This is a genomic window from Tenacibaculum sp. MEBiC06402, assembly GCF_049239625.1.
Classification (GTDB): domain Bacteria; phylum Bacteroidota; class Bacteroidia; order Flavobacteriales; family Flavobacteriaceae; genus Polaribacter.
This window is the reverse complement of record NZ_JBMKKT010000089.1, coordinates 67,704-80,317: the sequence shown is the minus strand read 5'-3', so window position 1 is coordinate 80,317 and position 12,614 is coordinate 67,704. Positions and strand designations below refer to the sequence as shown.

The 12,614-nt window shown below is 31.6% G+C and carries 12 protein-coding genes; 9 read left to right on the top strand and 3 right to left on the bottom strand.

Annotation, left to right across the window (positions count from 1 at the left end; all coding sequences use genetic code 11):
* Together ACOSP6_RS05245 and ACOSP6_RS05240 are read left to right on the top strand one after the other, a co-directional pair.
* A complete protein-coding gene (locus ACOSP6_RS05245; protein WP_422095006.1) occupies positions 1-1,104 on the top strand; it encodes a DUF695 domain-containing protein in 1,104 nt (367 codons plus the stop codon).
* A gap of 33 nt (positions 1,105-1,137) precedes the next feature.
* Positions 1,138-1,461 (top strand): c-type cytochrome, encoded by a 324-nt coding sequence (locus ACOSP6_RS05240; RefSeq protein ID WP_422095007.1) that lies wholly within the window; start codon positions 1,138-1,140, stop codon positions 1,459-1,461.
* Between the two features lie 140 nt (positions 1,462-1,601).
* Here the strand turns inward: ACOSP6_RS05240 and ACOSP6_RS05235 are convergent, their stop codons facing one another.
* A complete protein-coding gene (locus tag ACOSP6_RS05235) occupies positions 1,602-3,032 on the bottom strand; it encodes a S41 family peptidase (RefSeq protein ID WP_422095008.1) in 1,431 nt (476 codons plus the stop codon).
* A gap of 296 nt (positions 3,033-3,328) precedes the next feature.
* Positions 3,329-4,297: a tryptophan--tRNA ligase gene (gene trpS / locus ACOSP6_RS05230; protein WP_422095009.1), complete on the bottom strand. Its 969-nt coding sequence runs from the start codon at positions 4,295-4,297 to the stop codon at positions 3,329-3,331.
* Between the two features lie 113 nt (positions 4,298-4,410).
* On the opposite strand from trpS, the gene ACOSP6_RS05225 reads away from it, so the two are divergent.
* Positions 4,411-5,199 (top strand): lysophospholipid acyltransferase family protein, encoded by a 789-nt coding sequence (locus ACOSP6_RS05225; protein ID WP_422095010.1) that lies wholly within the window; start codon positions 4,411-4,413, stop codon positions 5,197-5,199.
* A complete protein-coding gene (gene trhA / locus ACOSP6_RS05220) occupies positions 5,180-5,818 on the top strand; it encodes a PAQR family membrane homeostasis protein TrhA (RefSeq protein WP_422095011.1) in 639 nt (212 codons plus the stop codon). Before ACOSP6_RS05225 ends, trhA begins: the two co-directional genes overlap by 20 nt.
* 14 nt (positions 5,819-5,832) lie before the next feature.
* Here trhA and ACOSP6_RS05215 read toward each other — a convergent pair whose 3' ends face one another.
* The gene (locus ACOSP6_RS05215) at positions 5,833-6,303 is read right to left on the bottom strand and encodes a CYTH domain-containing protein (RefSeq protein WP_422095012.1); all 471 of its coding nucleotides are present in this window, start codon (positions 6,301-6,303) and stop codon (positions 5,833-5,835) included.
* A gap of 69 nt (positions 6,304-6,372) precedes the next feature.
* Between ACOSP6_RS05215 and ACOSP6_RS05210 the strand changes: the two genes are divergently transcribed.
* The 5 genes from ACOSP6_RS05210 (at position 6,373) to ACOSP6_RS05190 (ending at position 12,612) form a co-directional block, all read left to right on the top strand.
* Complete coding sequence (locus ACOSP6_RS05210; protein WP_422095013.1) at positions 6,373-8,694, top strand: hypothetical protein; 2,322 nt, start codon at positions 6,373-6,375, stop codon at positions 8,692-8,694.
* Positions 8,694-9,416: a DNA repair protein RecO gene (recO, locus tag ACOSP6_RS05205; RefSeq protein WP_422095014.1), complete on the top strand. Its 723-nt coding sequence runs from the start codon at positions 8,694-8,696 to the stop codon at positions 9,414-9,416. Before ACOSP6_RS05210 ends, recO begins: the two co-directional genes overlap by 1 nt.
* Positions 9,417-9,419: 3 nt before the next feature.
* Positions 9,420-11,900, top strand: coding sequence for a TonB-dependent receptor (locus ACOSP6_RS05200; RefSeq protein WP_422095015.1), 2,481 nt, complete (start codon positions 9,420-9,422; stop codon positions 11,898-11,900).
* A gap of 4 nt (positions 11,901-11,904) precedes the next feature.
* Positions 11,905-12,177, top strand: a complete 273-nt coding sequence (locus ACOSP6_RS05195) for a DUF3817 domain-containing protein (RefSeq protein ID WP_422095016.1) — start codon at positions 11,905-11,907, stop codon at positions 12,175-12,177.
* Positions 12,178-12,288: 111 nt separating this feature from the next.
* Complete coding sequence (locus ACOSP6_RS05190; RefSeq protein ID WP_422095017.1) at positions 12,289-12,612, top strand: hypothetical protein; 324 nt, start codon at positions 12,289-12,291, stop codon at positions 12,610-12,612.
* Positions 12,613-12,614 lie beyond the last annotated feature (2 nt).

The following is a 12,614-nucleotide window of genomic DNA, read 5'->3' as shown; positions in this document are numbered from 1 at the left end:
ATGAGTTTATTTAAAAGATTGTTACCGAAAAAGGATAAAGAACAACCAATAACATCAATAAAAGATTTTTGGGATTGGTTTGTAGTTCATGAAAAAAAGTTTTATGAGGTAGTTTTAAGTGGAGATTCGGATAGATTTAATAAAGAATTTTTTGATCTCATTGGTTCCAAATTAGACCAGATTAAAGAAGGGATTTTTTATTTGTCAGGAATGCTAGATGATAATACTGCTGATTTGATTCTTACAGCAGATGGAGATCTACGGAATTTCTATTTGGTTGAGGAAATGATAGAAGAAAGTCCTAATCTGCCAAATTGGAATTTTCAGGCTTTTAAACCCAGTTTTGATTTTGATGATGCTGGAATGGAAATGTCCAATTACAAATTCAATAAGAATAACATATCTTTTTATCCTGATATTGATGAAAATTACCCTGATGAAATTGCTATCAATATTATCCATGACGATTTTTCGGAAGAAAACGAATCTGATATAATTAACGGTTGTTATATTTTCCTTGATAATTTTCTAGGAGAGTTGAAATTTACAACTTTGATTGATGAAGTTTCATTTAAAGGAAGAAACGAAATATCTCAAGAGTTGATCCCTATTGATAAACTTGACAGTTTTTTAACTTGGAGAGAAAAAGAGTTCGTAGAAAAATATGAAGGTTTAAGAAGAGATACTGAAAACGATAGTTATGGAAGTTTTGAGAGGACGTTAAAAAGCGGAAATACTTTTATGGCAGTCATGAATACAGATTTGCTAAACTGGGATGCTAAAGCCTCTCATCCTTGGATATTACATTTGAAAATTCCTTACGATGGTGAGTCGAATAATGGTTTACCAAATGAAAAAACCTATAATTTACTCAATGATTTTGAAGAAGAATTAATGCAAATATTAAAAGATGAAGAAGGGTATTTAAATATAGGTAGAGAAACAGGAGATCATCTTCGAGAAGTTTATTTTGCCTGTAAAGATTATAAAAAACCATGTAAAACTATTGATAATGTGGTTAAATCTTATAAAGGGAAACTCGAAATAGACTATGACATGTATAAGGATAAATACTGGAAGTATTTCAATAATTTTATTCAATAATTGAGTATAAAAAACAAAATATTCGCATCATATATGGTAGTATTTATAACTATCATGATGATGCTTTTTTATTCTTATTTATTTCCTTCATCGGTACAGAAAGAAATTGCATGGTGCGGTGTTGTCGACACAATAGATGAAATTAGTAAAGATAAAAGAGAAGGAAGGAAGCTTTTTAATGCAAATTGTGCTTCTTGTCATAGATTGGACAAACATTCTGCTGGACCTGCGTTGAGAAATATAAATTTAGATTCTCTTTCTTTACAGAAGTATTTGAATTCTGAGCAACATAGTCAGAGGTTTCCGCAGTTTACGACAGAACAGCTAAATGAAATTTTAAAATATACTAAGGACTAAAAAGAAGTTGATTGAAAAATATTTACAACGCCATTCTGAATTCATTTCAGAATCTTAGTATAAGAATTTCAATCATAATGAGAAACTGAAACAAGTTCAGTTTGACGAAAATTAGACTTTTCAGACAACCGCTTATTAGTTTATTGTTTCTCCAAAAGTTCAATGGTTTGATCAACCCAACTTTTTGAGTTATTTAAATAATTATTTGGAGCAATTCCTATCACTTCATATGCACGTTGTTTTTTATATCTACTTGATGTGCAGGTTAAAGTAAAATTATAACATGGTGTGTATACTGTTCCAACTTCTCCATATCCAACATATCCTCCAGAATTTTCACCAACTAAAATTGTTTTTGAGCTTTGTTGCCCTCTGAATAATAACGTTTCACACGAACTGGCACAATTTTTATTATACAAAATAGCTACCTTTTGTAGAGCGTTCGATTTGTAATTTCTACTCATTTTTCCGCCTTTTGAAACAGACATAAAAGAATTTAATCGTGCTTTTTTCATTTTCTTTAATCGTTTTGCAAACCACTTCACACGATCTTCACTAAAGTTAATAGTATCTTCTTTCGCATCTTTATACCATCCTTCCCAAATTTTTATATTGTCTTTAGTAATGTATAAATCAACTTTATCAGTTTTAATTTTATTGGTGTAAATAAACTCCAATAACGGATTTACATTAGCATCATTTCCCCCACCATTATTACGAACATCAATTATCAAATAAGGCTTTGTTCTGATTGTATTGAACGTTGCATCATATAGTGAATCAATCTTAGCACTCCTTCTTCCGGAAAATGTTGGTATTCTTAAATAAGCAATACTATCATTTATCGTTTTAAAATCAAATTCATAAGAAACATCTGTAGCATGATTGACTTGTTTTTCAAGTGAGGTTTTAAACCAGAAATCACCTAAAACACCTTCTTTTAAAGAGAATCTGCTGTTATATCGTACAGCATGATTTTTTAAATAAGAAATAGCCAGAAATTCATTTTGAACATCGGTCTTTTTAAGCTCAAATTTTACTTGTCCCGCTTTCCAAAGTTTGGTTTTAGATTCCAGAATAACACCTACATAATCTCTTAGAGCCGTTTTATTAGGAATAACGGCAATTTTGTAAGCTCCTTTTATTTCATAAATACCTCGAATATCGTCTAATGGATATTGGTTTTGATCAATTTGTTCAGAAGGAATTATTTCTCTTGAAGTAAACGTTTTTGATGCTAAAAATTGTTGTACTTGCTCTTCATTTGAATCATCAATGTTTTCACTTCTCATGTAAATAGAAGAATGATTATCTCTAAAAAACTCAACGAATTGCAGCGTTAATTTATAGCAGTCGCTTTTCGTTTCAGCTTTTTCCGCTTCGGCTTTTAAACTAGCTTTTAATGAAGCATATGTATCTTTTGTTTTGGAATTTACATTGTCTTTATATCCAGGAAGATTGTTTTCATAGTAAGTAATTACAAAATCTAAATCTTTGGAACATTTACATGTTTCTTGTGAAAAAGAATAATTGCTAATGAACATTAGTAAAAGGATAATTATATTCTTCATTGTTAGTTTTTCAATTATTTTTTAAAAAGACAATTACAATTTACGAATGTTACACCTAACAAAAAACCTGAAGAAGTGATCTTCAGGTTTTCATATATTATTTTATTCTTTAAACACATCCAAATGAGATTCCCGCCTACGCGGGAATGACAAGGATGGTATTTTTCGTTTTGTTATTTAAGCAAATCGCTAGAGGATTCCAGTCTATGTGGGAATGACAAGTATGAATAATTTTGGTCTTTTCTCTCTAGTCTCTGCTCTTTCCTCTTTTGACTTTAATCTTTAGACTAACAATATTAGTAACCTACTTTTGCACGAACACGTTGTAAAACGTCTTGAGCTACTTTTCTAGCTTTTTCTGCTCCAATAGCTAAAGCTTCGTCAATCTCATTTTTATTTTCCATGTAGTGATTATACTTCGTTCTAACATCAGCAAACTTATCAATGATTAACTCATATAAAGCTTGCTTTGCATGTCCATAACCATAGTTTCCTCCTTCATAATTCGCTCGCATTTCAGCAATTTGCTCTTCAGAACCTAATAACTTATATAATGCAAATACATTATCAGTATCTGGGTTTTTTGGTTCCTCTAACGGAGTACTATCCGTTTGAATTTTCATGATTTGCTTACGTAACTTTTTGTCTGGTAAAAAGATGTTAATTACGTTATCACGAGATTTACTCATTTTTTCTCCATCAACTCCAGGAACTAATTGTGTGTGTTCTTGAATTTTTGCTTGAGGCGGAACTAAAGTTTCCCCTACAACATTATTTAGTCTTTCAGCAACATCTCTAGTCATTTCTAAATGCTGTAATTGATCTTTTCCAACAGGAACAATTTCTGCATCGTATAATAAAATATCAGCAGCCATTAACATTGGATATGTAAATAAACCAGCATTTACATCTTCTAAACGATCTGCTTTGTCTTTAAAACTATGCGCAAGTTTTAATCTGTTATATGGAAAAAAACAATTCAAATACCATGTCAATTCAGTAACTTCAGGAATATCACTCTGACGATAGAAAACAGTTTTATTCACATCAATACCACAAGCTAACCAAGTAGCAGCTGTACTGTATGTATTTTCACGTAATTGATTTCCGTCTTTAATTTGAGTTAAAGAGTGCATGTCTGCAATAAATAAAAACGATTCGTTTTCTGGCTCATTTGCCATTTCTATAGCAGGTAAAATAGCACCTAATAAATTTCCTAAGTGTGGAGTTCCTGTACTTTGTACACCAGTTAAGATCCTAGACATTTTATTTTCTTTATAAGTTGTTCCAAAAATGTATTTGAAACATGTTGATTTTTTGCGAAAACAAAAGTAAGGTTTAAATCTATCAAACAAAAGAAATTACTACATTAGCGTATATGAAGTACATAAAAATTCCTTTCTTATTTCTATGGCGTGCGTGGTTTTATGTAATTATGTTTTTGGGGATTCTGGTAATGTCTCCTGTCTTAATTGCGCTATCTTCAAGTGAAAAGTTATATCCATATTTTTGGAGAGTCGTTCGTTTTTTCTCCTACTTTTTATTGTATGCCATGGGCTGTAGAATTTCAATTGAAAAAGAAGAGGAAATAGATAGAGATAAGAGTTATGTGTTTTGTGCAAATCATACGTCATTTTTTGACATTTGGTTGATGGCTATAATGAGTAAAAACCCAATTGTTTTTGTAGGAAAAAAGGAACTTGTAAAAATACCTGTTTTCGGTTTTTTCTATAAAAGAGTGGTGATTATGGTGGATAGAGGAAGTGCGAATAGCAGAAGAAAAGTATATGGTTTGGCTAAAAAGAGATTAAAAAACGGAACTAGTGTTGCTATTTATCCGGAAGGTTTGGTACCAGACGAAGAAGTAGTGTTAGCGCCATTTAAAAACGGAGCATTTAGTTTGGCTATTGAACATCAAATTCCCATTGTTCCTCAAGTTTATTTTGATTGTAAAAGTTCTTTCTCTTGGAATATTTATAAAGGCGGTCCTAAAAAACTAAGAGCGAAGCAATGCAAGTTTATTCCTACAGAAGGTTTATCTTTAGAAGACAGAATACAGCTTAAAAACAAAACATTTGATTTAATTTATAATGAGTTGATCAATGATAAAAAGTATATGAAATATACTTTGGCGGCAAAAAAGAATAATGATGAACGAGTTCAATAACGATTATAGTCAGAAGGAAGAATTTTTGAATATTCTTACACATGGTTTTGGCTTTTTTGCTAGTGTTATTGCATTTCTTTTTCTTTTCCTAAAAGCTATGACTTACGATTCTTTTTGGGAAAGTGCTAGCTTCATTATTTTCGGATTAAGTATGTTAATTTTATATGCGGCTTCAACTTTATATCATAATGCAAAAAACTTTGAAAAAAGAGCAAAATTAAAAGTGTTTGATCATGCCGCGATTTTTGTTTTAATAGCGGGAAGTTACACTCCGTTTTGTATTGTGGCCTTACAATCAGAGTTGGGATGGAATATGTTTTTATTAGTTTGGGTAATTGCTTTGGTTGGAATTATTTTTAAACTATTTTTTACAGGCAAACTAAAGCATGTCTCTACCGTAATGTATGTAATAATGGGATGGTTGGTTGTGTTTTTTATTTCCCCACTTATGGATAGTTTATCAGAATTAGGAGCGAATTACTTGATTGCTGGAGGAGTGTTTTACACGATTGGAGCAATTCTCTATTCTGTTAAAAGAATTCCATATAACCATGCAATATTTCATGTGTTTGTTTTGCTTGGTAGTTTTAGCCATTTCTGGGCGATTTATAATTTGTAATGACTACTTATTAATCACCACTCTGTAAAAGGTTTCTTGCTTAAATTTGAGTTATAGTATTCTTCTTTTCCAGTTACTTCTTTTCCTAACCATGTTGGAGCAATATAGTCCTCATTTTCTGAAGAAAGTTCCACTTCGGCAATAACTAATCCGAGATTTTCACAAAGAAAGTCATCTACTTCAAAAATATGATTTCCACTTTTTACGAGATACCGATATTTTTCAATTATTCCTTTTTCACATAAATTCATTAAATCATTTGCTTCAACTTTGGTAATTTCCTTTTCCCATTCAAAACGAGAAGTACCTGATGCATTAGATTTCCCTTTTACAGTTAAAAATCCCTTTTCATCTTTTATGCGAACACGCACAACACGTTCTTTATCAGAGTTTAAAAATCCTTGTTTAATGTAGTTTCGTTGATAAGCTTCTTTCTTAAAACTTTCATCATTTACTAGAAATTTACGTTCTATTTCAATGCTCATATCACTCGCTTTCAAATTTGTACGAATGTATCGCTTTTGTCGTTATTATTAAATATCTTTGACCAGATTATGAAGAAAATCATCACTTTTTTACTAGTTGTGTGCTCAGTTTTTTCCCACTCTCAGGTTGATTTTAGCAACCAATGGGAAGATTTTTTTTCATACAATAACATAAAAGATTTTACCATCTCTGGTGATATTTTATATGCTTTAGCTGATAATGCTGTTTTTACCTATGATATTCAAACACAAGAGATAGAAAAGTTATCTTCTGTAAATGGATTGTCTGGAGAAACAACTTCTGCTATTTTTTACAATGAAACTTATGAGAGATTAGTAATTGGATATGATAACGGACTAATCGAGGTTGTTGATAGAGATGGAACAGTAACTGTGTCACCAGATATTGTCAATTTCAATCAATCGGGATTAAAACAAATTAATGCGATTTACCAGTTTAATGATCAGTTGTTACTCGCAACTTCTTTTGCTGTTATTGTGTACAACATTGAACGTTTAGAATTCGGAGATACGTATTTTATCGGTCCTGCTTCTAGCAGTGTAAATGTTAATGATATTGTAGTTGCTAATAATGAAATTTTTGCAGCTACTGATTCAGGAATTTTCGTGGCTAATACCAATGGAGGTAGCTTGTTAGATTCTAATAACTGGGAACAACGGTTCTCTGGGAGTTTTAAGCATATTGTTGAATTTTCAGGAAATGTATATTCAGCTACAGATAGAGATTTAGTTCGATTAAATGGAACGACTCAACAGAATATCTTTAGTTATTCTGAAGATATTTCAGATGTTAAAAGTGAAGAAAACTCTTTAATAATTTCTTTAGCAACTAGAGCAAATACATATAATCAAACATTATCATTGTCTGGAAGTAACACGTCAACTGCAACATTTGATTTTACATTGAATTCAGCGGGAAGTAATTCAGGAATAGCATATTTAGCTACTCAAGAGTTCGGAATTTTATTTGCTCCGATAGCATCACAAAGTTATGTAGAGGTTCACCCACAAGGACCTTTATCAAATCAAGTGTTTTCGATTGATGCCAATAATAATGGTTTATGGGTTGTTTATGGTGGATATGACTCCACATTTACACCGTCTCAAATTCGACAAGGCTATTCACATTTTAATGGAGCTGATTGGGTAAATGTTCCTTTCAACCCTGGTGATCCATTCGGAGATTTGGTGCATATTACTATCGATAAAAATAGCGATAATAGAGTTTTTATAAGTTCGTTTGGAGATACTAATGCAATAAACACAAAGCTTACGGGAGGTTTGTATGAATTAATTGACGATCAAATTGTTCGATTTTATAATCACTTAAACAGTCCGTTAGAGGATATTGTTCCTGCTGATCCTAACAGAGTTACTATTCGTGTTGCTGGAACCGCGTTAGATAGAGAAGGTAACTTATGGGTAACTAATTTGATTTCAAATAGTAGATTGAAAAAGTTATCTCCTTCTGGTACTTGGACAACTTTTGATATTAACGAATTGTATTTAGACAATAAACCTGGAATGGGTGAAGTTACAATTGATAATGCCAATACAGTTTGGATTACCACACGTAGAAATGGTGTTTTCGCTTATAATGAAAATGGCAATAGAAAAAGAGCTTTAACTACAGAAGCAACGAAAGGAAATTTGCCAAATGCTTTTACAAGAACTGTCGCTATTGATAAAAATAATCGACTGTGGATTGGAACTTTATCTGGTTTGGTTGTGTTTAGTAATACATCGGGAATTTTTGATGCGAATGTTTACGATGCAGAACCAATTATTATTTTAGATGAAGGTATTCCTAAGAAGTTATTAGGAGATCAAACCATTAATTCTATTAAAGTAGATGGAGCGAATAATAAGTGGTTTGGAACCGATAATGCTGGTGTGCTTTATACTAATCCGAGTGGTCAAAATACCTTAGCTAATTTTAATAAAGATAATTCTCCTTTACCATCTAATAAAATTGTTAAAATTGCGGTTGATGAGTTTTCTGGAAAAGTGTATTTCGCTACTGATAAAGGAATTGTTGTTTATAATAGTAATGTTGCACCTTTTGGCAATGAGCTAGGTGAAGTATATGGATATCCGAACCCAGCTTTAAGCAACCATAATACCATTACTATTGCTGGTAGAAATGGGTCAAACATTCCTAAAGGAACGAACGTTAAAATTTTAGACATCGCAGGTAATTTAGTTTATGAAACTAATGTCGTTGAAGGTCAACAAGTACAAGGAGGAAAAGTGGTTTGGAACAAACGTAATTTGGCTGGTCAAAAAGTAGCATCGGGTGTTTATGTAGTTTTACTTGTTACAGATGATGGTGCCGAAACCTCAACAACAAAAATTGCCATAGTTAATTAATGGGATTAGTTTCTACGAAAGCTATTGTTTTTAGCACCATAAAATATGGTGATACAAGTTTAATTGTTAAGTGCTTTACCTTAGAAGAAGGAATTAAAACATATTTAATAAAAGGAGTTTTAAAATCTAAAAAAGGGAAGTTAAAAACCGCATATTTTCAGCCGCTAACACAGTTAAATCTCACAGCTAGCCACAATAACAAAGGAAATCTAAATTCTCTTAGAGAAGCCAGCGTTAACGTTCCCTATGAAACCATTCCATTAGAAATTAAAAAGCAGACGATAGTTTTGTTTCTATCGGAGATTCTATCAACTATTATTCAAGAAGAAGAAAAGAATGAGGCCTTATATAGTTATATTGAAACGGCTTTGATATGGTTAGACACACATGATTCAATTGCTAATTTTCATTTACTTTTTTTACTAAATTTATCTAGGTATTTAGGGTTTTATCCAGACACTTCAAATATTGATATGAATGCTTTTAGTTTAACGGAAGGATTATTTACAAACCAGAGCTACGAAAAATTAACACTTACGGGTGCAGATTTAACACTCTTCAAAAAGCTATTAGGCATAAATTTTGATGCAATAAACTCAGTTTCTTTTAACAAAAATGAAAGACAAACGATACTAAGGATTATTATTCAATATTTTGAATTACATTTGCAGGGTTTTAAAAAACCTAAATCATTAGACGTTTTAGAAACAGTGTTTAGTTAACTCATGAGGTGGATTTTTTTACTTTTTTTATTCATATCTTCTACTATTTTTTCTCAACAAATTACAGTTTTCGATGGTGAAACTGGAAAAATTATTGAGGCAGTAGCGTTATATAATAATGATAAATCTATTTCAGCTGTTACCAATGAAAATGGTCAAGTAGATATCTCTGAATTTCCAAATGGAATTATTTATTTCTCTCATGTTTCTTACGCACAATATGCTATTAATAAATCAATCATTCTCTTAAATAATAACGTTGTTTATCTTTCCAAAGAGTCTGAACAGCTAGATGAGGTTGTAGTTTCGGTTTTTAAAAGTAAGGCCAAAGCAAATAGAATAGCGGAGCAAATAGAAGTTTTAAATACTAAGGAAATTCAAAAACTTTCGCCGCAAACTTCGGCAGATTTACTCGAGATTATTCCTGGGATTAGAGTACAACGTTCTCAGTTAGGAGGTGGTAGTCCAGTATTACGAGGAATGGAAAGTAATCGTGTTTTATTAGTAGTTGATGGAGTTCGAATGAACAATGCAATTTACCGAAAAGGACATTTACAAAATTCGATTACTGTAGCTCCAAATATGTTAGATAAAACAGAAGTAGTTTTTGGTCCGTCATCAGTAATTTATGGTTCTGATGCTTTAGGAGGTGCTATTCATTACTACACGAAAACCCCGAAGTTATCCAAAGAAAAGGAAATCAAAGGAGGTTTTTTCTCACGTTATTCAACGGTTAATAATGAAAGAACTAATCAAGCTTCAATTGAATTACGTTTTCCGAAGTGGGCTAGTTTTACAAGTATATCACACAGTGAGTTTGGTGATTTGAAAATGGGAGAAAATCGTTCTCATGGATTTGAAAACTGGGGAAAAGTATTTTACTTTTCTGAAAATTTAAACGGAAATTACAATCCGAATCCAACGCTAAATACTGACTTAGCAGTTCAGAAAAATACAGGGTACAATCAAACTGACGTTTTACAGAAGTTTTATGTTCCTCTTTCTCGAAATACAGATTTAAAAGTAAATATTCAATATTCAACTTCCTCTGATATTCCTAGGTTTGATAGAATTACAGAAGTTACGGATGTTAATGATCCTTCATCATTGAAGTTTGCCGAATGGTATTATGGGCCCCAAGATCGACTATTGATTTCTCCTCAATTAACTGTTAATCCTAAGAAGAAATGGTTAAATGAAGGTACATTTACCTTGGCATATCAAAATGTTAAAGAAAGTAGAATTCAGCGTCGTTTTGGAAGTTTAGAAAGAAGTTATAGAGAGGAAGAAGTGGATATTTTTAGCTTAAACGGAGACTTTTCGGTTGCTTTAGCCAAAAATAGAAACTTAGGATACGGATTTGAATTTGCATATAATGATGTAAGTTCTAATTCTTTCGGAAAAGAGTTGAATGTAGTGAATAATCAAATTGTCGGATTTGGTAATGATTTTGCCGTACAATCGAGATATCCAGATGGAGGAAGTAGCTATTTGAGTTCGGCTTTATATGCAAATTACCGACAAGATATTTCTAAAAAATCAACCTTAAATTTTGGCGCCAGATTAACCAACACACAGTTGAAAGCAAAATGGATTGATAATACGTTTATAACCTTACCCGATTCTGATATTAGTTTATCAAATACAGCACTCACAGCAACGGTTGGTTATGTCTACAAACCTGCTAAAAACTGGCAATTTAATGCGGTGCTTTCTTCGGGATTTAGATCTCCGAATATTGATGATGTTGGGAAAATTAGGGAAAAGAGTAACCGTTTAACAATTCCGAATGTAGATTTAAAACCGGAGCATGCCTACAATGCTGAAATTGGTGTAGAAAAATATTTTAACAATAGAAAGTTTAGAATCGGTGCAAATGTATATTACATGTTACTAGATAATTATATATATAGAGATGCAATCGATAATCCTGAATTTTCATTAGATTATGACGGTGAAACTTTTACTACAGCAGATCAGCAAATTCTAGCGAATGTCAACAGAGGAAATGCTTACGTAACTGGATTTACGGTGAATTATCAGGGTAAACTACTTAAAAACTGGACCACAAGTGGCTCCATAACTTATACCAAAGGAGAAACATTCGATACCAACGAGCCAATGTCTTCAATTCCTCCGCTGTTTGGAAATTTTGAAGTGAATTATATGAATAACAGAATAGAGGCTGGTGCGAATTTTAGATTCAATGCTACTAAGAATATTAGAGATTTTAATATTGATGAAGGTATTGATAACCATGATTTAACTCCTATTATAGATCCAAATGCCACTGAAGATATTAATAAGTTTTATGGTTCGCCGAGTTGGGCAACCGTTGGAGTTCATACAGCCTACAAAATAAATTCAAATTTTAAATTACAAGGTAGGTTGTCGAATATTTTCGATAAGCATTATCGTGAATTTGCTTCTGGTTTGTCAGCTCCAGGAAGAAACTTATCCTTAAGTGTAATTGCCAATTTTTAGCTTTATGATTAATCTATTCAAATTAGTTAGTTTATTAGAAGGAGTTTCTTATATCTTACTTTTATTTATTGCTACACCAATTAAATATGTATACGATAATCCAACGTATGTAAAATGGCTCGGAATGCCACACGGATTATTATTCGTAGCATATATAATACTAGCATATTTCTTATGGGAACCACAAAAATGGAGTACTAAAGAGTTCTCAATTGTATGCTTATTATCATTACTTCCTTTTGGAACTTTCTATGTTGGGAGGTATTTAAAAGGATAGGGTTTAGTAGGATTAAAATAGTAACAATCTATTTTAAAAATTAACTAATTCATGAACTAGTTTATTTACACAGCTTTTTATTGACTGATACTATTGAAAATATTCTTTACAATGAATATACTTGAAAAGTATAACATAAAAATTAATAACAAATCAATCAGTTCAAGAGACCTAAACAAACAAATTCTGGTCCATTTTTTAGGATTTTGGAATAATATAAAAGATATAGAGGAAGATTTATTGCCCGAACTCATGTTAGTAATTGATGGAGTTTTGGAATTTAATGATATTGGTGCTGATGTTGTAGGTGTTGCTTATGTTGAAAAACAAAAAACTAGGTTAATAGGAAGTGATTTAGGACATCCAGATTTTACAATTTACACTGATGATTTTCATCAGATAATTTTAGAGTGGCTTTCAGTTTTGAAAAAATAATA